Raw genomic sequence first — 22,782 nt, forward strand, 5'->3', positions numbered from 1 at the left:
TACGCAAGATAGGGAGATGGTTTTTATGTTTTTGCAGAGTCCCCGATCTGTATTGGTCGGGGTTTAAGCTTTTTTAGTGCTGCTGTCCAAAATGACAGCGGAAGCAAATGTCTGATTTAGCATTCCAGGGAAGCACTGCATTTTCCCCGACCAACCCTCCGGCAGCAGGTGATGGTAAAAGGATATTTCCAAGCTATTGCTGAGGAATACGATTTATTCAATATTCAGTTATCTATGTTCAAAGATGACAAAAGGGCCGTTCCTCTGTCACAATAGGAAGAAACGTTGACAATGAGCGTCCCCCTGTCACGAAGAATTCAAAGACGCTTTGGGGAAAAGGGGAAGGTGTATGTTTGGAATAATAGCTTTAGCAACCCTCTTGTTGGCAGTGGTTTTGGATCTGCTGGTGGGTGACCCACAGACACCTTATCATCCGGTCGCTCTTGCAGGTGCCTTGATCGCTAAAGGAGAGGGGTTTGTTTATAGAGAAGGGGCACCACCCTGGCGTAAACGCCTGGCAGGGATTATTCTTGTACTGTTCAATGTTGTGTTGGTATATATATTATCCTATCTGCTGCTGGCAGAATTGGAGAAAAATCTCCCACTTGCTGCTGTTATCATTGGGGCGATTTTCCTGTGGTGTACATTTGCTGTCCGCAGTCTGGATAAGGCAGCCCTGCAGATCTTCAACTTGCTGGAAAAGGGAGATCTGGTGCAGGCACGGAAATACGCAGGTATGATCGTGGGCCGGGATACAGATAACCTTGATGAAGCAGGGATTACCAGGGCGGTTGTGGAAACAGTTGCAGAAAATATCTCTGATGGAATCACTGCTCCCCTCTTCTATTTTGCCATCGGGGGTGTACCCCTGGCGTTAGCTTACCGGATGATCAACACCCATGACTCCATGCTGGGTTATAAAGATGAACGATATTGTGACTTCGGGTGGTTTGCTGCCAGGTTGGATGATGTTGCCAATTACCTTCCGGCACGCCTGACAGCTTTTTTGCTGGTGATCTGTGCCTGGTTCCTGAAGTTGGATTGGCGTGCTGCCATTTCCATCACCCGGCGTGATCGAAGGAAACACCCCAGTCCCAACAGCGGCTATCCGGAGGCTGCAGCTGCCGGAGCCCTGGGGATTCAGCTGGGTGGAACCAACTACTACCAGGGCATACCATCAGAGAGGCCGCAGCTGGGGGATTCTGTAAGGCCGCTGGAAAGCAGTCAGATCACAGCTGTCAGAAAGTTGATCTACGGCACTTTGTTCCTGCTTCTTGTTCTGTATTCCGGCCTGGTTATTGTGATAAGGTGGGGAGCACTTTGGTGATCTTAGAGGGGGGTGCAGTGGTTCCTGGTTCCTGCGGTGAACTGGTTCAGGGAACCAGTGGGGGAACCAACTTCCTGGTTTCCTGCCCGGTGAATTGGTACAGCAGGGTAACTGTACGCCTTGGGGCATCACAGGATGACCACTATCCCAAAAAACGCTCAAAAACATACCTTGCAATCCGAAAGATGCTTGACCTGTATGGTTATTCCGGTCATGGGGTTATCATTGATGTGACTTCCTCTCTACCGGTGGGCAAGGGGATGGCCAGCAGCACCGCGGACCTGGCCGCGGGGTGCTTTGCTGCTGCTGCAGCTATGAAAATTACACCTGACCTCAATGAAATTGCCGCGATAGCGCTTGCTATTGAGCCATCTGATGCCACTTTTTTCCCAGGGATCGCCCTCTTTGATCATGTGCGGGGTATGTTATATCAAGACCTGGGTAAGGCGGTACCTCTGGGTATTATAGCGCTGGATTTCGGTGGGGTTGTGGATACCCTGGCCTTCAACAACCGTGGTGATCTGCCTTCACGGAATAGCTCCAATGAGAGTAAGACGAGGCAGGCCCTGGAACTCGTCAAAGCGGGAATAGCCAGGAAAGATCCGGTTCTCCTGGGACGCGGTGCGACCTTAAGTGCCTTAACCAACCAGGGGATTCTCCACAAACCGCGTCTTGAGGAGTTGATCGATTTTGCTATGAGTCACGGCGCCTATGGGGTGAATGTGGCTCACAGCGGTACTGTTGCCGGGGTACTGGTTCCACCTGGTAGGGAAAGTGATACCTTTTTGGTAAAGAGCATTGCCAAACACTTTCCTGCGCTCCGGGCCTGTTATCCCCTTCGCCTTGTAGGGGGAGGACCGCGCTATACGGGGATGATTCATAGAAGGGATGGAGAGTATAGTGAAGCACCAGCATGGGGGTAATCTGACCCTTGTGGCAGCAAAATATGGGCTGGATCCGGAAAAAATCATGGATTTCAGTGTTAATGTCAACCCCCTGGGACCCCCTGAAGGCGTCAAAACCCTGGTGGAAAACTGGGTTTCATATATTACTGTTTACCCGGAACCGTACTGTGACACATTAAAGGAAGAATATGCATCCCGTCTTGGCACTGCACCTGAAAATCTGATTTTTTCCAATGGTGCAGTGGAACTGATTTACATGCTAATGCAGGCACTGCGCCCCCGCACTGTTTTGATTCCGGGTCCCACCTTTCGGGAATATGAGATCGCCGCTCGTGCCTTTCAAGCCAAAATAAAGCAGTTCCGTCTGGCACCGGAAAAGAGCTTTCTTCCCGCTCTCAAATCGCTGATGCGCGCTGCCTGTGATGTGGATATGGTTTTTCTCTGCAGCCCCAACAATCCTACAGGCAGCTTATTCCCCCAGGATTTCTTAGGGCAGTTTCTAAACTTCTGCAACAACAGGGGTGTATTTGTTGTTATTGACGAGTCTTTTTTGATCTTTCATAACTGCTGGCAGGAACTGAGTGCTGTTCGTGATACTGCGGATAACAGAAATCTGTTCGTACTGCAGTCCCTGACGAAGTTCTTTTCTATCCCGGGGCTTAGGGTCGGCTATGCTGCTGCTCATCAGGATACAATCAAGTATCTCAGCAGGTTTCAGCCTCCCTGGCAGGTCAACGCCCTCGCCCAGGCTTCAGCTGCAGAAGCTGTGAAGGATAAGGACTATGCGCATCGCTCACGCACCTTTGTTGAACAGGAGCGGATGCTGTTGGCGGCAGCGCTGTCTGCAATAGAGGGGATCAATGTCTACCCATCAGAGGCCCCCTACCTGCTGCTGGAACTACGTGCAAACCTTACTGCGCCATTTGTGGCAGATGAGCTTGCCCGAAAGGGGATTCTGGTGAGAGACTGCAGCAATTTTGCCTATCTAGATGACCGCTTTCTTCGGGTAGCGGTGAAGGACAGGGAAAAAAATCGGCTGCTGGCCGCAGAACTGACAGGGTTAATCAATTCGGGGCTTCAAATGTGAGTTAATGTTGTGTTAAAATACCTGTCAGAGAAATAAGTAATAAAAGATGTCTTGATAATATCTATTTGTCTGCTTCAGGAAAGAAGAGGAGTGAGCGAATTGGAAGGCAAGGTTGCTGGGGTATGTATCAGTGAGAAGTCTGGTACAGGAAAGATTAATGTCGGTAAAGGGTATTTGGAGAAGGATCGGGGATTGGTGGGAGATGCCCATGCAGGAACCGAGAGGCAGGTCAGCGTTCTCACACTGGAGGTAATGGAGAAGGTTGCCTCTGAAGGGGGATTTTCTGCTACCCCTGGTGATTTTGCTGAAAATATTAATATTAAGGGTATCGATGTCGATGAGATAGAACTGGGATCCTGCTTGCTGCTGGGTAATGCCGAGCTTGAGGTAGTTCAGATCGGCAAGGTCATTGATGAGACACATACCTTTAATTTTCATGGGAAGGTTCCCCTGGTTACTGAAGGGCGTTTCTGCCGGGTTGTGCGCAGCGGTTGGGTATCTATTGGGGATCCGGTTCGTTTGATCAAGCCTAATTGAATTTCGGTATGGTGTTTTCGGATAATGAGCCTGCTGTTTTCTTGACCGGGGAAAAAAGTGCAAGGAGTTCACCGGTTGTGTTTTTTTGTTAAATTGATTAAGCAGGAATAACAAAAAGAACAGCGAATACATGTAAATAACAACTAAATAGTGGAACAGGTGGCCCGGTCAACGGGCTGAAAAGGGAAACCAGACACTCAGCACTGGAAAGTGCGGGGTGAAAAGGTGCGGTCCCGCCACTGTGAGGGGGAGTCTGTCCGCAGCAATCCACTCAGAGCGACGCCAAATAGATGGCATCCTTTGGGGAAGGAGCGGAAACAGCGATGAACCCAAGCCAGGAAACCTGCCTGTTTCAGCACACAGCTTAAACCCTACGCGGATAGGGAGGTGAGGTCCATGATCTTCAGTCTCAGTCCGTAGGACTGAGTTTTTTGTTTTTAATGTCTGTATCACATGGCAACACGGGCAAATGTAGCTGCAGCAACATTGCGGATGTTGTTAACTACCCAGGCAAAAAATTCTCAGGTTTGGCTGGGTAAGGGGTGCAGCGACATAACGGCTGTTTGCCTCTGTTACCTTACCCTTGATGAGAGGCAGAATATGAATCGCTGCTGGAAAAAGATAACTAAGGAGTGATCCCTGTGTTTCCTGCTTGGAAGAAGATGTCCAGGCGTAGTAAGAAGTTATTATTAATGTTGGGTGTTGTTTTTTGTTCTGATCAACTCTCCCCTCACTGCCCATGCCATGCATATCATGGAGGGCTTTCTTCCGCTGAAGTGGTGTGTTATCTGGGGTGTGCTGGCTATCCCCTTTGTCATTGTGGGATTCAGGTCGATCAGCAAAACAGTTGAAAAAAATCCTGATGTGAAAATGCTGCTGGGAGTGGTAGCGGCCTTTGTTTTTGTGCTGTCTGCATTGAAGATCCCCTCTGTGACCGGCAGCTGCTCTCACCCGACCGGGGTTGGATTAGGAGCAATTCTTTTTGGGCCAACCGCTATGAGTGTGATAGGTTGCATAGTTCTGATTTTCCAGGCACTGCTTTTAGCCCATGGTGGGTTCAGCACTCTGGGAGCTAACACATTCTCTATGGCGATTATAGGTCCCTTTGTTGCTTACTTTGTCTATAAGCTCTGTCAGAAGTTGAAGGCACCTACATGGCTGGGAGTTTTTCTGGCAGCTGCGCTGGGAAACCTGCTGACCTATGTGACGACCTCTTTTCAGCTGGCTCTCGCGTTCCCGGCTGAGGTCGGGGGCTTTGCGGCATCACTGACGAAGTTTATGGGTATTTTTGCGGTTACCCAAATACCGCTGGCTGTCGCTGAGGGTCTGCTCACTGTTGTCCTGTTCAACCTCCTGACTGTTCATAACAAACGTGAGTTGGAAGAATTGGCAGTGATTTCTACACCTGCCAAGGCTGCAAAGGGGGTTTGATGAAATGAGATCTAAAAACATTATTTTAATTGTTCTGGTGTTATTGATAGCTGTTTTCCCTCTGCTGGTCAAAAGTGATGCGGAGTATGGGGGAGCAGATGGTGAAGCCGAAGTGGCCATTACTGAAGTACAGCCTGAGTATGAGCCTGGATGGAATCTATCTGGGAGCCGCCCAGCGGTGAAATAGAAAGCCTGCTTTTCGCCTTGCAGGCAGCGATTGGTGCAGGATTCATCGGTTATTACTTTGGTTTTGTAAAAGGCAGAAAAGAAAATGAGAAAGCACAAGAAAGGGTCACTGGACAGGTTAGTACCTCAAAAAGCTAGAGACCTCTCCTTATAAATGACTGGCCTTCGGGGCTGAGACTCATATGCCCTGTGGGTGTTCGGGGATAACAGGTTCCCGAGGGCCAGTCAATATGAATTGCCACAGTCGAGGAGCTGACAGGTTTGCTAAAAATAGACCAGTATGCCTATACGAACAAATTATCCGCTGTCCACCCTATAGAAAAAATCATAATGGCTGGTCTGACGATGTTGATCTGCCTCATCTTTGCATCACCACCGGTATCTCTGTTGGTTCTGTTCATTATGACGGGGGCAACAGTTCTGCTGGCAAAAATACCAGGCCGCTTTTTTGGGAAGCTGATGATGGTACCCTTATTATTCCTGGTGGTGGGAGTGATCACTGTGGCAGTTACCATTACCAGGGATAGTGTGATCTTATTATGGGGTTTTAAGATCGGCAGCTTTATGGTGGGAGTGACTTCAAATGGCTTGTATAAGGCGGGTGAGCTTTTTTTGAGGTCGCTGGGAGCAGTCTCTTGCCTTTACTTTCTTTCCTTGACAACACCGATGGCAGAGATCCTTTCCGTCCTCGGAAAGCTCAAACTGCCTCCCCTGTTGATTGAACTGATGTCCATCACATACCGCTATATCTTTGTGCTGTTGGAAACAGCTGATCAGATCTATATAGCACAGGCCTCCCGCTGGGGATACGCAACCTGGAAAACATCTTATTCTTCACTGGGGCAGCTGTTATCCAATCTGTTCAGCAAATCATTTTATAACTCCAAGATGCTCTACATGACTCTCTCATCAAGGTGTTATACGGGTCAGCTTCAGGTGTTAGATACTACCTACACCCTGTCTATGAAGAATTTATGTATTATTTGTGTTGTAAATGTAATTTTGGTTGTTGTAGGTTTATTCTCTTAACCTGCTGCCGGAGTTTCTTATTGCTTTGTCGTTGGAGGTGTACTTTTTAATGAATGCAGCTATAGAGACCAGGTGTCTGGAATTCAGTTATGTTGACGGCACAAAGGCTTTGGTAGAGATGAATATTGCCATCCCCGCCGGAAAGAGGGTCGCCTTCCTGGGTCCCAATGGGGCCGGGAAAACAACCCTTTTCCTGCATTTTAATGGCTTGATCAAGCCTGATCAGGGAAAGGTTTATGTGGCAGGCCAAGAGGTGCGCTATGACCGCGCCTCACTGCTGGAGGTGCGCAAAAAGGTGGGGATCGTTTTTCAGGACCCGGATACCCAGCTGTTTTCCTCAAGTGTGAGGCAGGAGATTTCCTTTGGCCCTCTTAATTTAGGGTTGTCCAAGGATGTAACAGAAAAGCTAGTTCGTCAGGCTATGGAGGATACAGGAATTGTAAATCTTCAAGATAAGCCCACCCATTTTTTGAGCTACGGCCAGAAAAAACGGGTGGCCATCGCCGATATCTTAGCTATGCAGCCTGAGGTGTTGATCTGTGATGAGCCGACTGCCTGGCTGGATGTCAAACATGCCAGACATGTCATGGAAATCCTAACCAGATGTAATGGGCGAGGAGTCACTGTGATTATCTCTACCCATGATGTGGAGATGGCCTATTCCTGGGCAGATTATATCTTTGTGATGAAGGATGGCCGGGTGATCGGAGAGGGCGCTCCACTGGAAATATTCGATGATGCTGAGCTTTTAAAGGATGCAGAACTGGCCAGACCGCTGCTCTATGTACTGTCTGGTGAGCTGGTTGCTAAGGGGTGTTGTGATGAGGGTGCACCTGCGAAAAGTGTACAGGAGCTTATGAAAAGGATCCGTGATTTAAATAACTGTTCGCCAATGTCATCGGGTGGCAATTCCTACCGGTGGCACAAGGGAAAACTGCTGCGCCGCGGCTATACCACAGGTACATCTGCCGCAGCTGCAGGGAGAGCGGCAGTACTGGTGCTTAAAGGGGAGCATCCAGAGCAGGTAGAGGTTCTTTTGCCTGAAGGAAATTATCTTAACATCGAGATCGCCGGCATAGAGAGATGTGGCAATGAGGCCAAGGCCTGGGTGATCAAAGATGGCGGTGATGACCCTGATATCACAGATGGGGCGCGCATTGAGGTAACAGCGAGGTTTCTAGAGGAGGGGATCGTCATTCGAGGTGGCAAGGGTGTTGGGGTGGCCACCAAACCAGGGCTGGCTGTTCCTCCCGGCCAGGCAGCGATCAATCCTGTACCATTGCAGATGATCCGGGAAAATGTTGCTGCGGTGCTTCCACCTGACAGCGGAGCAGAGATCACCATCAGTGTTCCTGAAGGTGAGAGGTTGGCTAAAAAGACGATGAATCCTCAGCTGGGAGTTGTCGGCGGTATTTCTATCCTGGGGACAACCGGGATTGTGGAGCCTATGTCTGAGGAAGCATTCAAAATGGCTTTGATTCCCCAGTTGGAGATCGCCAAATGTGCGGGGTGCGATCTTTTGCTGCTTACTCCGGGGCGGCGTGGGGTAAGGTGTCTTGTGGAGAATTTGGGTGCCCCTGCTGAGGCTGTGATCATGACGAGCAATTTTGTTGGTTTCATATTGGAGGAGTGCCTGCGGCAAGGTTTCCGGCGGCTTATTTTATGGGGGCATGCGGGAAAAATGGTCAAGGTGGCTGCAGGTGTTTTTCATACACACAACCGCGTGGCAGATGGAAGAGCAGAGGTTGTGGCGGCACTGGCCGGGGCCAGGGGTGCAGGAAGTGACCTGATCAAGGAAATCCTGGAGACCCCTACAGTGGAGGGAATGATCCCCATTTTGAAGAGGGCTGGGCTGGAGATTGTCTGGAGGGATCTGGCAGAGCGTGCCAGCCGGCGGGCGGTTACCTATCTACGGGAAGATCAACAGTTAGATGCTTCTACTGACCAGGTAGCACCGGCAGACGAAAAAAACAGAGATCGATGTCAACTTCCGACTTCCGACCTCCGGCCTCCGACCTCTGTTCTTCAGGTGGGCACTGTGATCATCGCTGCGGACCAGTCTCTCCTGGGCTGTGACAGGACAGCTGTTAATCTGCTCAGTGAGGCTGGCTGGCAGCTCAGGGCGGGCTGTATGGTTGGAAATTGATCGATGAATAATAGTGAAGGGATTGGTCTGTTGTGGTTTATCCGGTAACTGTGGTTGGTGCTGGTCCTGGGAGTGAGAAATACATACTGCCCCTGGCCTGGGGTGTTGTTGAGGAGGCGGATCTGCTGGTGGGTGGGGAGAGTGCTTTGTCCATTTTTGAAGCAGCTGGAAAAGAAAAAATCCGAATTAGAGGTGATCTGCAGGGGGTTCTTGATCATGTTGCAGAGGCAAGGGAAACCAAGCGGGTGGTGGTACTGCTCTCCGGTGACCCAGGTTTTTTCAGTCTCTTGCCGCTTCTCAGGAAGCGTTTCGGTGTGGAAAATTTACGAGTTATCCCTGGGATCAGTTCCCTGCAGTTAGGTTGTGCTCGTTTGGGACTTAACTGGCATGACATGGCTGTTGCAAGTGTGCATGGGCGTGGACTGGAGCAGTTGCAGCAGGTCTGCTCTGCCGGTAAGGTCGCTGTGTTGACCGATGAACACTGCACTCCAGCCGTGGTGTGTCGCTACTTTTTAGAGCATGGGTCTCATTTTTCTTTAGTTTGGGTGCTGACCAATTTAGGCAGGCCAGGGGAGGAAATTACCTTGACCGGTCTCAAAGAAGGCGCAGAGATCGATGATCGAGGGAACAGCATCGTGATCCTGCTGCGAGAGGATGCCTGTGAAGGCATATCCTGCGCTAGTGAGGAGAAGGCAGCAGTTGAAGAACCGGCTGTTGAGGGGTTGGCAGTTGAAGAAGAGCCGTTCTTTGAAGAGTTGGTCATTAAGGAGGTAATTGAAGAGGCAGTCGTTGAAGAGCTTGCTATCGAGGAGTGGAGGGATGTTGTAACTCCGGGTCTTGCCAATGAACTGTTTATGCGTACCAGGACACCGCTTTCTCAGGAGGAGGTGCGTGCCCTGGTGTTGAGCAAGGCACGCCTCTGCCGCGGGATGGTCGTCTATGACCTGGGAGCAGGAACCGGGGGCTGGACAGTGGAAACCGCTCGCCTGATCGCTCCAGGCAGGGTCTATGCAGTAGAGAGGGATCCCGCAGCAGCTGAACTCGCCAGGATGAACTTGAAAAGGTTTGGGCTGACCAACGCTTATGTGGTTACAGGAGAGGCTCCTGATGCTTGTGCTGAATTTCCCCGGCCGGACTGTGTTTTGGTTGGGGGGAGCGGGGGGAGGCTTCAGGATATCGTGCAGTCTGCCGCATCCTGGCTGGGCCCCGGAAGCAGAATAGTTCTCAGTGCAGTGACACCCGATACCTTCAGTGCCGCCTGGGGGCTCTTGCAGGGGGACAGCTGGGAGCAGCTTGATGCAGTGCTGCTCCAGGTTTCCCGTGTGGTATCCCGGGGAGAAGCCCGAATCTTTCAGGGAGAAAACCCTGTTTTCATCCTACAGGCAGTGAGGAGGGAAGGCAGTGACAGTTAAAGGAAAGTTTTATGGAATCGGTGTGGGTCCTGGTTCACCGGATTTGCTGACACTGAAAGCAGCTGATTTATTGCGGAGGGTGCCTGTGATCTTTGTACCTGTCAAGGCCAGTGGTGAGTCGAGCAGTGCTATGAAAATTATCGCCCCCTTTTTGGATTTGTTGGATGGCCAGGAAATACAGGAACTGGTCTTTCCCATGACCAGGTCTTTTCTGGATTTAAAAGAGGGGTGGAAGCTGGCTGCTGAGGATGTTCTCACTGTGCTTGATGAAGGGAAGGATGCTGCTTTTATTACTTTGGGAGACAGTGTGCTCTATAGCACTTATGCCTATCTATTGGATGCTCTGTTGGAGCTGGAGCCGGATCTGGCTGTGGAAACAATACCCGGAATTACCTCTTTCAGCGCTGCTGCGGCGTTGTTTAATCGCGCCCTTGCTTGTGGCAGGGAGTCTTTGGCTGTGGTGCCTGCAACCCGGGGTGTGGAATTTTTGAAAAATGTCTTGGGCAGTTTTGAAAATGTGGTTCTGTTGAAGGTAGCACCTGTGCTTGATGATGTGCTGGATATCTTGAAAGAACTGGATCGACTGGATGAGGCGGTGTTTATCTCCAGGTGTGGGATGCCTGGACAGGTGATGCTGGATAACCTGGCATTGCCTGGGGAGATACCCAGGGATTATTTTTCACTTATTTTAGTGGGGAAGGTGGAGCGGTAAGATGAGTGAGCAGCAGAAGGGTAGTGTCTATTTTGTAGGGGCGGGGCCTGGTGACCCTGAGTTAATTACTGTGAAGGGGATGCGGCTGCTTGAAGAGGCAGACCTGGTGCTTTATGCGGGGTCCCTCGTCAATGTGGAATTGCTTAAATATGTCCGTGCGGGGGTGCCCTGTTATGATACAGCCGGCCTCACCCTGGAGAAAACGATGGAGCTCATCCGGAAAGGTGCGGCTGCCGGTAAAACCGTGGTGCGCCTTCATACAGGTGATCCCTCTTTATATGGAGCGATCCAGGAACAGATAGAGGCTGTCAATGAGGAGCAGATCCCCTGGGAGATTGTTCCCGGGGTCAGCTCATTTTTAGCTGCAGCAGCCCTCCTGGGCAGGGAACTGACTGTGCCCGGGGGCACCCAAACGGTGGTCATCACCAGACAGGGGGGCAGAACTCCGGTTCCTGAAAGAGAATCACTGCAAGAATTGGGACGCCACGGGTCGACAATCTGTCTTTTCCTGAGTGCCAGTCTTTTGGATCAGGCGGCTGCTGATCTGATGGTCAACCTGCCCGCGGATACACCGGCAGCTATTGTAGAGCGGGTTACCTGGCCTGGTGAGCGCTTTATCATGACAACCATAGGGGAAATGGCTGCAGATGCCTGTGCAGAAGGTATCACTAAAACAGCGATGGTTCTGATCGGTGATTTCCTCACAGCCGAAGGGAACCGCTCACTCCTCTATGATCCCTCCTTCAGCCACGGTTATCGGACCAGCCAAGGGGACGGTTCCCGCGGCTGGTCAAAATGAGACACGGGGACGGTTCTCGCGTCTCACGGGGTGACGGAGGTGGTGACAGAGGGACGGTACTATTGTCACCTCCTATTGTCATCTCACCTGGGTGACAGAGCGACGATCTTATTATGACAACTTTGGCTGTCTGGGATTTCAGGGAAATATTAGCTGCAGGTATATCGGCAGTGTGTTATCAGCATGCATTTCATTTCAGTTTGGGAGTTAGAGGGGCGTTTTGTTTGCCACGAAAAGTCTTGGGATGTGAATGTTGAAGGGGAAGCAAAACAGGACTGTTCCTGTGCTCCAGAAAAGGTGACAGGATGGTGACAGGAGAACCGTCCCCTTGTCACCTCAGGGTGGTGGTTTAGATTATGGCAAAAAGACGGATGATAGCGGTGATCTATTTAACAGCGGCCGGGAAGAGTGTGGCGGAGCGCTTAGCTGCCGGGTGGGATCAGGAAAGCTTAGAGGTTATAGCTGCGGGTTCCTCTCTTTCATCACAGGTGCGCTCTCTGTGGGATGAGTATGAGAGCTTTATTTTTATTATGGCGGTGGGGATTGTGGTGCGCTTGATCGCACCCTTGCTCAAGAGCAAATGGGATGATCCCGGTGTTGTGGTGGTAGATGAAGGCGGCCATTTTGCAGTGAGTCTGGTAGGAGGGCATTGGGGGGGGCAGCAACGCCCTGGCACGACAGGTGGCTGCTCTGCTGGGAGCTGTTTCTGTGATCACAACAGCAACAGATGTCCAGGGAAAACCCGCTCTTGATACCCTGGCTAAACAGTGGGGAATGCTGCCACTGCCCAGGGAGCGGGTGAAGGAGGCCAACAAGGCCTTCCTGGCAGGTGAGCGGGTGGTGATTTACACGGAATGGGATCTTCAGTTGGCAGATGAAAAGGGGATAGAGGTTCTTCCCCTGGCAAGACATACCGAGCATCAGAGTGGCTTTCCGGTCTATGTGACGAGCCGTGAGTACAGTCAGTTCAGCAGTCAGGGGGTCTGTCTGTGTCCACCCTGTCTGTCAGCGGGCATCGGCTGTAAGCGGGGCGTTTCCGCAGAGGAGATACTGGGTGCACTGGAGGAGGCACTGAAACGCTCAGGACGGAACAGGGATGGTTTGACTACCCTGGCTTCCCATGAAATTAAGGGAGATGAGGGTGGTCTGTGGGAGGCGGCTGGGAGATGGAAGCTTCCCCTGGTTTTTTACAGCACAGAAGTATTAAAGGAGATTCATGAGCAGCATCCATATCTTGCGGATTCTAATTTTGTACGAGAAAGAACAGGAGTTGGTGGTGTATGCGAAACAGCGGCATTGGCAGCAGCAGCGGAGGGGAAGCTGGTGCTCTCAAAAATGAAGATAGGCAGGGTCACAGTGGCATTAGCAGAGGCCGGCTTGCTGTGGTCGGAATCGGGCCAGGCAATCCGGAGAATATGAGCCAGCGGGCAGTGCAAACCATAAAGGAAGCTGATGTTGTGGTGGGGTACCGTCCCTATGTGGAGCTAATAGAGGATGTCCTCTCACCGGAACAAGAGGTGATCGGAAGTGGGATGCGACAGGAAGTGAAGCGTGCCCGTAAGGCTTTAGACAAGGCGTTGGCAGGCAGAAGGGTTGTGGTAGTCAGCAGCGGGGATGCCGGGATCTACGGGATGGCCGGTTTGGTGCTGGAACTGCTCTTTGAGGTGAATGACTACAAGCGGGTGGATTTTGAGGTCATCCCGGGTATTACAGCTGCCTCTGCGGCAGCTGCACTGCTGGGGGCGCCTTTGATGAATGATTTTGTGGTGATCAGCTTAAGTGATCTGCTGACTCCCTGGGAGGTGATCCTGCGCCGGGTAGAGGCTGCTGCACAGGGGGATTTTGTCATTATTTTCTACAACCCCAAAAGCAAGCGCAGAGTGCAGCAGATTGAGGAGGCCAGGGAGATGCTTCTCAACTACCGAACAGCATCCACACCGGTGGGGATTGTAACCGGTGCCGGGCGTGCCGGACAAAGGGTGGTTATCTCTGACCTGGCACACTTCCTGGATGAGGAGATCGATATGTTCTCATTGGTGATTATAGGCAGCAGCCAATCTTATGTCAAAGAGGGCCGGATGATCACCCCCAGGGGCTATCAGATCAGCGGGGGTGAAAAGAGTTGATCCTGTTGCTGGCAGGTACCAAGGATGGGAGAGAGCTGGCCGCTGATCTGATCAGTGCTGGTTTCAGTGTTTTAGCCAGTGTGACAACATCCTATGGGGGAGCGCTGCTGCAGGAGATACCAGGGGTTATAGTTAAAATCGGAAGGTTGGATGCGGCGGGAATGCAGAGGTTGGTGGATGAGCACAGGATCAAAGGTATTTTAGATGCCACACATCCCTTTGCTGTGGAGATTTCCCAACTGGCCCAGGATGTTGCCTGTACCAGTGGACGGCCTTATCTTCGCTGGGAGCGGCCGTCTGCTGCACTTCCGGAAAGCAGTCTTTTATACCGGGTGCAAGATTGGGATGGTGTGGCTGAAAAAATCAGTGATTTGCAAGCCAGGAGCGTTTTTTTGGCTGTGGGGGTCAATCACCTGGCCTTCATCGTGGGCCATCCTCTACTATCACTCTGCTCTTTTACTGCCAGGGTGCTGCCCCTGCCGGAGGCAGTATCCACCTGTCTGCGGGTTGGACTGAAACCTCAGCAGATTGTTGCTCTACAGGGGCCCGGGAGCAGAGAACTGAACAGGGCGCTTTTTGAGCATTTCCAGGCAGACGCCCTGGTGACGAAGGAGAGCGGCCCGGAGGGTGAAAAGGTCGCTGCTGCTTTGGATCTCAAGATTCCGGTTGTTCTGGTGGAGCGTCCGGTAGCTGACAGTGAAGGGCATGTTGTCTCTGATAAAGATGAGGTTATCTACTGGGCGAAGCAGGTTGAAGGCCAGCAAACGATATTTTAACAAAAACAAAACAGGAGGGAATTAAATGAAAAAGGGTGTACTCATTCTCGGCCACGGCAGCAGGCGCCAGGCCGCTAATGAAGGGCTGAAACAATTGACAGCGATGGTGCAGGCGAACCTTGGGATGCAGGTTGTACCCGCTTATTTTCAATTTGCACGGCCATCGCTTGATGAGGGAGTGGCGAGTTTTGTAAACGATGGGGTCAAAGAGATCATTATTGTCCCCTCATTATTATTTCCGGGGATACATCTGAAGGAGGATATTCCTGAGGCTCTGGAAAAGCTCAAACAACAGTACGGCAGTGAAGTCTGCTTTCATTTGACCCCACCAATAGGGCCTGATCCCCGCCTGGCGGAGATTATCATGGAGAGAGTGCGGTCAGCGGCAGGGCCTTTTTCTCAAAATGAGCCTGAAGCAACCGCTCACTGCATTATATCCAATCCAGATGAGATAACAAGGCTCAGCCGCACGCGGATCGAGGATGCCCTGGGAGAAGATTTTTTCCAGGAGCGCTTCCCCGGACCAGAAGGGGAGGTGGTGAGAAGGGTTGTTCACGCCACCGGTGATCCAGATGCCGCCAGACTGATGCGCTTCCATCCGCAGGCGGTTGCCTCCGGGCTCACTGCTTTGAAAAATGGTACAAAGGTCTTTACAGATGTGCAGATGGTAATGGTGGGTATTAACCGTACTGCCTTACAGGAACTGGGGGGCAAGGCTGAATGCCTGATCCACCATCCAAAAGTCAGGGAGGAGGCAAAGACCACCGGGCTAACCAGGGCGATTGTTGCAGTTCGCGCTTGCCGCGAATCCCTTCCTGGTAATATAGTAGTAGTTGGGAATGCTCCTACAGCTCTGGAAGAGGTGATCAATTTAGTGGAGCAGGGGGTAAAGCCCGCCTTGATCATCGGCACCCCGGTAGGCTTTGTAGACGCGGCTGAGTCCAAGGCACGCCTTTTGGGTCAGGAAGTTCCTTTCATTACAATGATCGGCCCCCAGGGGGGAAGTGCTGTGGCTGTGGCTGTGGTCAACGCCTTGCTGGCACTGGCGCGGGGTAATGCGGGGCTTTAGGGGATGCAGGATTGCAAAAGGCAGCACTATGAAAGGGTGGATTTCAAATTGGCTAAAGCAATAATGCTGCAAGGTACCGCTTCCAATGTGGGGAAGTCTATTCTTGTTGCGGCACTCTGTCGTATCATTCATCAGGATGGCTATAAGGTAGCACCTTTCAAAGCGCAGAATATGACGCAGAACTGTTTTGTAACCAGGGAAGGGTATGAGATGGGGTCTGCTCAGGTGCTGCAGGCTCAGGCCGCGGGTGTTGAGCCGCGGGTAGAAATGAATCCTATTCTGCTCAAACCCGCCAGCGATGCCTCCTCCCGTGTGGTTGTGCTGGGGAAGCCCTTGGGTGAGGCAATGAGCGCGCGGGACTATCACCTGGGCAAGAATCTTGAACTGCTGACCGATATCAAGAAAGCTCTGAAGTATCTGCAGCAGGGCTATGAAATCATTGTCATCGAGGGAGCGGGTAGCCCTGCTGAGGTTAACTTGAAGGAGCGTGACCTGGCCAACATGCGCACTGCAAGACTGGCTGGGGCTCCTGTGCTGCTGGTTGCAGATATAGACCGTGGTGGTGCCCTGGCTTCCATTGTGGGCACCCTGGAGCTCCTCGACCAGGAGGAGCGGGATATTGTGCAGGGGATCATCATCAACAAATTCCGCGGGGATTTATCTTTGCTTACACCTGCACTGGACTTCCTGGAGAAAAAGACCGGGAAACCCGTGCTGGGGGTGGTTCCCTTCATCGACCTCCACCTGCCGGAAGAAGACTCCCTCTGTTCCAGGGATCCTGATCAGTATTCAGATGACAAAGCGGACATCGAAACAGAACTTGACCGTTTGGCTGACACTTGCCGCAGCTCTCTGGACATGAAAAAGATCTATGAACTGCTGAAAGGATGACAGGGGGATGAGGATGACAGGGGGACGGGGGTGGTGTCACCTTTTATCACAGACTTCCGACCTCTGGTTTCCGACTTCTGTTTTCCCGGTTGGTCGTTAGGAAAGTCCAGTTATCTAAAGTGGATCGTAAAGGTTGCCGGGCTATGTGTGCCATCCATCAAGCCGTACAAGGATGGGCACTTCGGACTTCTGGCTTCCGGTTTCAGGCATCTGTTTTTCGGGTTGGTCGTTAGTCGTTGGAAAAAGGATACTGTTGTCTGCCATTAAAAGTCGTAAAATGAACCTTGCCATCTTTTAATAATTAGTTTTTTCCTTTCTGGTATAATTGATTATGTTATTACTAAATCGTTTTAAGGTGGGCAAGGGATCTATGAAAAAAGAAACAACTATTTAAGGCAGCAGGTATTATCACAGTTGCCTCTATTTTGAGTAAGGTTTTAGGTTTTTTCCGCGAAACCGCCCTTGCCGGTGTTTTTGGGGCTACTACGGCTACAGATGCCTATCTTGTCGCCACGATTATTCCGTGGATGCTCTTTTCTGTTGTCGGTACTGCTTTGTCAACAACCCTGATTCCGGTTTTTACCCAGCGTGTGCATGATGAAGGGGAGGAGGCCGGCCAGCGTTTTATCAACACGTTGGTCAACTTTATTCTGCTTTTTTGCCTTGTTATGGTTATTGTAGGGGCATTTGGCGCTCCCTGGATAGTTAAGATTGTCGCCCGCGGGTTTCAGGGGGAGGCAGTTAACTTGACAATTACCCTGACCAGGCTCTTGCTCCCCATGATGGTTTTTCTTGCACTTACCGCTGTCTTGACAGGTTACCTGCAGGCAGAGGAGCGGTTCACCTGGCCGGCTCTGGTAGGGATTCCTTTCAATGTGATCATGATTTTAGCGATCATCATTTCGGGGAAGAGCTTCGGCATTATTGGGGTTGCTGTAGGAAGTGTGCTGGCTACAGCCAGCCAGATCTTAATTATGCTCCTGGTCTTAAAAGGGCGAAATATCGCTACCGGTTGGTGATCGACTGGAAGGATCCGGGTTTCCATCAAGTTGGGAAGCTGATCGTTCCTATTCTCCTGGCAACAGGGGCCGGGCAGATAGGGCTTATTGTTGACCGGATGCTTGCCTCAGGATTGGCGGAGGGGAGTATTTCCGCCTTAAATTTCGGTGCTCGCCTTACACAGTTGCCCCTGGGGATCTTTGTTATGGCTGTAACTACGGTGCTTTATCCCACCTTTTCTCAGCTGGCAGCTGACAATAATATGCACGGGCTACGCCGTGCTATGGTAGCAGGGGTGCGGGCCAGTATTTTTCTAACCATCCCTATGGCTGTGGGGTTGATCGTGCTTCGGGATCCTATTGTACGGGTGCTTTTTGAGCGCGGTGCCTTTGATCCTCAGGCTACAGAAATGACAGCGTATGCTGTGTTCTTTTTCAGTCTGGGGCTTTTGCCTATGGCCCTGCGGGAAGTGATCAGCCGCGTTTATTTTGCTATGCAGGATACCTTTACCCCGATGATGCTGGGCATTGCCGCGGTCGCCGTCAATATCATCTTGAACTTCATACTTGTTGGGCCCCTTGCACACGGCGGGCTTGCTCTAGCGACATCTATCGCCTCCCTTGTTGCAGTTATCATCCTTTTTGCTGTTCTGCGCAGGAGAGTGGGTGGGTTGGGCGGTCTGGAGATGTGGGACAGCTTCTGGCGTGTTTCCCTGGCTTCTGCAGTGATGGGAGGTGGGGTTGTTGCTCTGTGGAGATTCTTAACCGGGCTTTACCCCGCCCCGGGCTTTTTCCTGGAGGCAGGATTGCTCACAGTGGCCATCTGTGCTGGGGTGGTTATCTATACCGTTGCTTCTTACTTGTTGGGACTGCCTGAATTGAAGGTCGGATTTGATTATGTTTCGAAAGCTATAAAGCATCTTTTCAAGAGGCAGAAAAAAGTGGCCGGGGAAAAATGGGGTCAAGCGTGATAAGGGGACTGCCCTTTTATCACGCTTCAGCGATGCGGGCGGAGTGCGCTGACCTGCTGCTGGGGTCTGCCGGCACGCCGCGGGGGCGTGCCGCGAGAACGGCACCCGTGGCAGGTCTTGACTTTAGTTAGCTGGTCTTTTGTCACGATGAAGGGGGAAAAGGGGGCATTGTGTTACCTGTATCCTGAACCTGTACAACTGTCGCGGAGCATGCTCATTCGTTCATTCAGGGAATAGTGTTACCTTTGTCTTGAACCTGTACCGGTTGTTCCGTGGACTTAAAATGCGTGCAAGGGGGACTGTCCCCGGTGCATTAAAAGAACCGTCCCCCTGATCCCCACTGATCCAAAAAAGGGCTTCCTTGCCTTGGAAGCCCTTTTCTATTTGGGTTATTATTTATTCAGATCGATAAAGCGGTCCTTCAGCTTTTCCGTTACCTGCGGCATGGATGTATATTCCATCTCATCCAGGGGAAGGCGATGAGGCTCAAAGGGTCCCATGCGGCGTATGTAGTCGGCGACATTGTTGGCCTGTTTCCTGACATTGTCGAAAGCGGGGTCATCAAATAGATCTTGTGGCCCTACTAATTTGCCCTCAGAGAGCTGGAAGCCTAAGGCGATTACCCGTGGTGGACCGTCAAATCTTGTGGGACGGGCCTCATTCATGCTGACAGGCATTAAGGGACCATTGTGTGATCCGCGCATCCAGCCGGCCACCAGGTGGGGATAGGTGAAGGGCTCAAGAGCTTCACCAACCGCCGGATACCCGCTCTGGCAGCGGACGATACAGACCGGGTCATCTTTACCGACATAGCGCCCGGCCATGAGATTGAGGCGCTGGGTGCTGGATACAGCGGCAATATCCTTTGTTTCCTTATTGAAGACACGCTTGATGCAGAATCTTCCCGTTGCCCCGATGAAGACGAGCATGTCATAAAGGTCTTCCGGAGTAGAGAAGATGATCTTCTTGTTCTTGATGGTGTCCCTGACCTCAAATTCAAAACCGTTGTGCATATTCGGGTCGATCACCAGTCCGATGGTGTTGAAGGGATCGGCAAACATTTTATAAAGAGGCAGGTTCCAGGCACCTGGTTCTGTTTTATCTGCCATAAATATGATCACTGGTTCGCTTTTCCGTTCTTCGAACTGCATCTCGGCGGTACCTGGGCCAAGCCCTTTAATGTTGCCGGAGAAGGCGTCTCCCAGGAGGTCCTGTCCTGCGCCATAGAGCTTTAATTTTTTAGCCACCTCTGTACATGCAAGAAAGGTATCCCATGCCAACTTATGGATTTCTCCGTTGTTCCGACCTGTTTCGTGCGTCATGATCAGGTTGATGTCATCGCCCACATGGGCAACATAAGAGTCTATGAGCAGGGGGTGTCCTGATAACATTTCTCGTGCTTTTTCCAAGAGTTCGGGATGAACATTGGAATGCCCCACATAGCCTCCAACATCGGCCTTGATTACTGATAGGGTTATTTTCTTCCCCATATTTGTCCTCCTCCACAAATGTGTTATACTAATTGATATTTATGTTATACATTACGACACTAGGACTGGAGTTTCCTTCAAAGTATAATAAAAAATCGGGCATTTTCCAAGCCAATTTTATCCATAAGAGGCAGTTGGACTCGGCAAAAAGTGCCTTATTGACAGTGTCTGCTTCACTTTAAGTGCTTTGGAAAAGAAGGATTAGGGTTTTGAACAGCGAACTAATTAGCGAAATAATTTATGAATTCCTCAGTTGCCTTTTATTATCATTATAGCAGAAAAGAGCATTAATAAATAACGGTCGAGGAGATGACTGGATTTGTTTCAAAAAAAGGTAAAAAAAGCCGTTATCCCAGCAGCAGGGTGGGGGACACGCTTTCTTCCGGCGACCAAGGCTCAACCAAAAGAGATGCTGCCTATTGTTGATAAACCGGCGATTCAGTATACAGTGGAGGAAGCCATGAATTCCGGGATCGAGGATATTATTATTGTCACCGGAAAAAATAAGCGTGCCATTGAGGACCACTTTGACAGGGCTGTGGAACTGGAGCTTGTCCTCAAAGAGAAGGGTGACGAGGAACTCCTGCACCTGATCGAGGATATCACTAACCTTGTCGATATTCATTATGTAAGGCAGAAAGAGGCTTTAGGGTTAGGGCATGCCATTTATTGTGCCAGGAAGTTTATTGGTGATGAGCCTTTTGCTGTACTGCTGGGAGATGACCTCATTGATGCTGATGTGCCCTGCCTGCGCCAACTTCTGGACATCTACGAGGAGCGTCAGGCTGCGGTTCTGGCAGTTCAAGAGGTTCCGGATCAGGATGTATCCCGGTACGGCATTATCAAACCGGTAGAAGGGGATCACAATAATTGCAATAATAATAGTCGCTATTTTAAAGTGGAGGACCTGGTTGAAAAGCCGGCAGCAGTTGATGCTCCATCGAATTTTGCTGTAATCGGGCGCTATATCATTACTCCTGAGATTTTTGAGATTTTAGGAAAGACCGGCCCCGGAGCAGGAGGAGAGATTCAATTGACCGATGCGCTGAGAGAACTTGCCAGGATCCAGCCTATTTATGCCTGCCTCTTTTCCGGGGAAAGGTATGATGTAGGGGACAAACTCGGTTTCCTGCAGGCCACTGTAATGTATGCGCTGAATAACGCGGAACTGGGTACATCGTTTCGCCAATTTTTAAAAGATGCTGTTCAAAATGGGGGTGAAAGGTGTTGCGGGAAAAAGTAGAAGCCGTTCTAAATCAGGTACGCCCTGTGCTTCAGCGTGACGGAGGGGATGTAGAACTCGTCGATGTTGATGAAAACGGATTGGTTAAAGTGCGTCTTAAAGGGGCCTGCGGCGGCTGTGCGATGGCAATGGTTACCCTGAAAATGGGGATTGAGCGGGCTCTCAAAAAAGAGATCCCCGAAGTGACAGAGGTTGTTGCGGTTCGCTAGTAGAAAAGCCCGGGGCCAGAATCTATTTCGGTTTCCGGGTTTTTTCTATTGACGTTTGTCGTGTGGTACTGTCTTCCATGAGAAAAGTGATAAGCTGATTAGCAAAAAAACCCGCTGCATTTCATAATGCAACGGGTTAAAAATTACAACTATTTAATTAGGCAAACCATTTCCCGCGGTAATTATAAATAAAGTTTTCAGACAGATAGTTTAAGGGCTTGCGTATTGTAGTAAATTTTTCAGCAAATTTTGAAAGCACATGATCCAGTCCTTGTTCCCTTGCTTCATCGTAGGTAGAAGCAAGGTCATAGTAGCGGCGCCCTTCCTCCTCATAGTCTTGAGTGGTGCGGCACCCGCCGCGCCCTATATACCGGTTGGGAATGGCGCTGCCCATGTACTCGGGGAAGATCCCAGTGATAAACAGGGAAATATCTGCAAGCCGCTTATAAAAATCATAGCGGTAAGGGAGTTCCACCAATCCAGCCAGTTCCAATACATCATCGAAATCAAGCTCACTAAAGTGGCGCTGATAGGTTAATCCTCGGGCGCGATACACAACTGTGGTGCTGTCAACCCTGGTAAAAGACGCCAGCATTCTGGCCAGGTAAGCGCGTACATCTTTGTTTTGAAGCAGGACTACGGCATCCTCAGCATCGAAAACCGGGATGCGTTCACGACCGATTATTTCCATTGTACAGCTCTTTTTTTCGAGATGCTTTTTTGTCTGCTGGATGAGGATACTGAACAACAGAAATGGGGAAATCTCTAAAAAGATATCTTCTTCATCCTGGACTCGCCAAAAAAGTTTCTCATCTTCCAGCATGATCTCCACCAGGTCAGGCTTATCTTTCAATAACTCACAGATATGGTCATAGTCTTGCCTTTTATCCACAATCGTTCTTACAATAAAATAAATGTCATCATCAGTTAAATCTTGCAGGTACGCCATCGCAACACTCATGTGTTCCACCTCCCTATTTTGTTAGATACCTTTACACACCGTCACCGGGAGACAACGGAACCCATAAACAAGATGGTTATGAATGGAAAGTATAGAAGGGAAATCTGTTATGTGGAATATCTCTTACTATTTATTTTAGTTTAGCATGATCACATAAATTCCTCAATGGCATATTATAGTCGTCAGTACTGACGCATCAAAATGTTTAAAAATCTTGCGAGTACAAAAACTGGCGTTTTTATCACCGATTCCGAAGTTTTTTAGAAAAATATCCGTTCTACATGTGGCGGCACATCCTTTTCAAGCTATTTTGCTCCTTTTAACCTACTATAGCACCTTCAAATGGGCATACGGGTAGTGTACACCGTATTGAAACCGCTATGTTGAATAGAATTGCTAAGCTGCCGTTGGCCTTATTTTCCAATCATCATCCTGAACCAATCGCAGTTGGCCTGGGGATTTCATTAACTTGCGAAT

Annotated in this window: 22 protein-coding genes, 2 pseudogenes and 1 riboswitch; of the genes and pseudogenes, 22 read left to right on the top strand and 2 right to left on the bottom strand. The window is 50.4% G+C overall.

The annotated features are described in order from the left end of the window. The first annotated feature begins 349 nt into the window (after nt 1-349). The 20 genes and pseudogenes from cbiB to murJ all read left to right on the top strand — a co-directional run bounded on the left by cbiB (nt 350) and on the right by murJ (nt 18,402). Nucleotides 350-1,327: an adenosylcobinamide-phosphate synthase CbiB gene (gene cbiB, locus SSCH_RS14150; RefSeq protein WP_044666045.1), complete on the top strand. Its 978-nt coding sequence runs from the start codon at nt 350-352 to the stop codon at nt 1,325-1,327. Further along, nucleotides 1,324-2,250 carry a GHMP family kinase ATP-binding protein gene (locus SSCH_RS14155; RefSeq protein ID WP_232294500.1) on the top strand — a complete coding sequence of 309 codons (927 nt, stop codon included), beginning with the start codon at nt 1,324-1,326 and terminating at the stop codon, nt 2,248-2,250. The genes cbiB and SSCH_RS14155 overlap by 4 nt, the downstream gene beginning before the upstream one ends. Next, nucleotides 2,216-3,319 carry a threonine-phosphate decarboxylase CobD gene (gene cobD / locus SSCH_RS14160; protein WP_044666046.1) on the top strand — a complete coding sequence of 368 codons (1,104 nt, stop codon included), beginning with the start codon at nt 2,216-2,218 and terminating at the stop codon, nt 3,317-3,319. Before SSCH_RS14155 ends, cobD begins: the two co-directional genes overlap by 35 nt. 51 nt (nt 3,320-3,370) lie before the next feature. Next, nucleotides 3,371-3,856 carry an MOSC domain-containing protein gene (locus SSCH_RS14165; RefSeq protein ID WP_232294497.1) on the top strand — a complete coding sequence of 162 codons (486 nt, stop codon included), beginning with the start codon at nt 3,371-3,373 and terminating at the stop codon, nt 3,854-3,856. 140 nt (nt 3,857-3,996) lie between these two features. Continuing rightward, nucleotides 3,997-4,221: riboswitch (cobalamin riboswitch) on the top strand. A gap of 127 nt (nt 4,222-4,348) precedes the next feature. Further along, a complete protein-coding gene (locus SSCH_RS19600) occupies nt 4,349-4,492 on the top strand; it encodes a hypothetical protein (protein ID WP_198142506.1) in 144 nt (47 codons plus the stop codon). 108 nt (nt 4,493-4,600) lie between these two features. Continuing rightward, entirely contained in the window at nt 4,601-5,287 is a 687-nt protein-coding gene (locus SSCH_RS14170) for an energy-coupling factor ABC transporter permease (protein WP_084711215.1), read from the top strand. A 4-nt stretch (nt 5,288-5,291) separates the two neighbouring features. Continuing rightward, nucleotides 5,292-5,611 (top strand): annotated as a pseudogene (locus tag SSCH_RS21515) (energy-coupling factor ABC transporter substrate-binding protein). Between the two features lie 123 nt (nt 5,612-5,734). Continuing rightward, nucleotides 5,735-6,502 carry a cobalt ECF transporter T component CbiQ gene (cbiQ, locus tag SSCH_RS14180; protein WP_044666049.1) on the top strand — a complete coding sequence of 256 codons (768 nt, stop codon included), beginning with the start codon at nt 5,735-5,737 and terminating at the stop codon, nt 6,500-6,502. A 49-nt stretch (nt 6,503-6,551) separates the two neighbouring features. After that, a complete protein-coding gene (gene cbiD / locus SSCH_RS20505) occupies nt 6,552-8,648 on the top strand; it encodes a cobalt-precorrin-5B (C(1))-methyltransferase CbiD (RefSeq protein WP_232294498.1) in 2,097 nt (698 codons plus the stop codon). 32 nt (nt 8,649-8,680) lie between these two features. Continuing rightward, on the top strand, nt 8,681-10,060 hold the full coding sequence (cbiE, locus tag SSCH_RS16975; RefSeq protein ID WP_198142507.1) for a precorrin-6y C5,15-methyltransferase (decarboxylating) subunit CbiE: 1,380 nt from the start codon (nt 8,681-8,683) through the stop codon (nt 10,058-10,060). Then, nucleotides 10,050-10,772, top strand: coding sequence for a precorrin-2 C(20)-methyltransferase (gene cobI / locus SSCH_RS14205; protein ID WP_044666050.1), 723 nt, complete (start codon nt 10,050-10,052; stop codon nt 10,770-10,772). The genes cbiE and cobI overlap by 11 nt, the downstream gene beginning before the upstream one ends. Nucleotide 10,773: 1 nt before the next feature. Further along, nucleotides 10,774-11,571 (top strand): precorrin-4 C(11)-methyltransferase, encoded by a 798-nt coding sequence (gene cobM, locus SSCH_RS14210; protein ID WP_044666051.1) that lies wholly within the window; start codon nt 10,774-10,776, stop codon nt 11,569-11,571. 356 nt (nt 11,572-11,927) lie between these two features. After that, on the top strand, nt 11,928-12,323 hold the full coding sequence (locus tag SSCH_RS17790; protein WP_084711212.1) for a hypothetical protein: 396 nt from the start codon (nt 11,928-11,930) through the stop codon (nt 12,321-12,323). Next, nucleotides 12,253-12,990 (top strand): cobalamin biosynthesis protein, encoded by a 738-nt coding sequence (locus SSCH_RS17795; RefSeq protein ID WP_198142508.1) that lies wholly within the window; start codon nt 12,253-12,255, stop codon nt 12,988-12,990. Before SSCH_RS17790 ends, SSCH_RS17795 begins: the two co-directional genes overlap by 71 nt. After that, nucleotides 12,954-13,697 (top strand): precorrin-3B C(17)-methyltransferase, encoded by a 744-nt coding sequence (gene cobJ / locus SSCH_RS14220; protein ID WP_198142510.1) that lies wholly within the window; start codon nt 12,954-12,956, stop codon nt 13,695-13,697. Before SSCH_RS17795 ends, cobJ begins: the two co-directional genes overlap by 37 nt. After that, on the top strand, nt 13,694-14,473 hold the full coding sequence (gene cobK / locus SSCH_RS14225) for a precorrin-6A reductase (protein ID WP_044666053.1): 780 nt from the start codon (nt 13,694-13,696) through the stop codon (nt 14,471-14,473). The genes cobJ and cobK overlap by 4 nt, the downstream gene beginning before the upstream one ends. 25 nt (nt 14,474-14,498) lie before the next feature. Then, nucleotides 14,499-15,542, top strand: a complete 1,044-nt coding sequence (locus SSCH_RS16980; protein WP_052835689.1) for a precorrin-8X methylmutase — start codon at nt 14,499-14,501, stop codon at nt 15,540-15,542. Nucleotides 15,543-15,545: 3 nt separating this feature from the next. Beyond that, on the top strand, nt 15,546-16,433 hold the full coding sequence (locus tag SSCH_RS14235) for a cobyric acid synthase (protein ID WP_232294499.1): 888 nt from the start codon (nt 15,546-15,548) through the stop codon (nt 16,431-16,433). Nucleotides 16,434-16,466: 33 nt separating this feature from the next. After that, a complete protein-coding gene (locus SSCH_RS18475; RefSeq protein ID WP_156972324.1) occupies nt 16,467-16,700 on the top strand; it encodes a hypothetical protein in 234 nt (77 codons plus the stop codon). A 158-nt stretch (nt 16,701-16,858) separates the two neighbouring features. Then, nucleotides 16,859-18,402 (top strand): annotated as a pseudogene (gene murJ / locus SSCH_RS20510) (murein biosynthesis integral membrane protein MurJ). A gap of 392 nt (nt 18,403-18,794) precedes the next feature. Here murJ and fbp read toward each other — a convergent pair. Further along, nucleotides 18,795-19,892, bottom strand: a complete 1,098-nt coding sequence (gene fbp, locus SSCH_RS14245) for a fructose-1,6-bisphosphate aldolase/phosphatase (protein ID WP_044666054.1) — start codon at nt 19,890-19,892, stop codon at nt 18,795-18,797. 319 nt (nt 19,893-20,211) lie between these two features. On the opposite strand from fbp, the gene galU reads away from it, so the two are divergent. Together galU and SSCH_RS14255 are read left to right on the top strand one after the other, a co-directional pair. After that, a complete protein-coding gene (gene galU, locus SSCH_RS14250; protein WP_044666055.1) occupies nt 20,212-21,135 on the top strand; it encodes a UTP--glucose-1-phosphate uridylyltransferase GalU in 924 nt (307 codons plus the stop codon). Further along, on the top strand, nt 21,120-21,344 hold the full coding sequence (locus tag SSCH_RS14255) for a NifU family protein (protein WP_044666056.1): 225 nt from the start codon (nt 21,120-21,122) through the stop codon (nt 21,342-21,344). Before galU ends, SSCH_RS14255 begins: the two co-directional genes overlap by 16 nt. A gap of 157 nt (nt 21,345-21,501) precedes the next feature. Here the strand turns inward: SSCH_RS14255 and SSCH_RS14260 are convergent, their stop codons facing one another. Next, on the bottom strand, nt 21,502-22,305 hold the full coding sequence (locus SSCH_RS14260; RefSeq protein ID WP_044666057.1) for a hypothetical protein: 804 nt from the start codon (nt 22,303-22,305) through the stop codon (nt 21,502-21,504). Nucleotides 22,306-22,782 lie beyond the last annotated feature (477 nt).

It is taken from the genome of Syntrophaceticus schinkii, from assembly GCF_000946815.1.
Lineage (GTDB): Bacteria > Bacillota > DSM-12270 > Thermacetogeniales > Thermacetogeniaceae > Syntrophaceticus > Syntrophaceticus schinkii.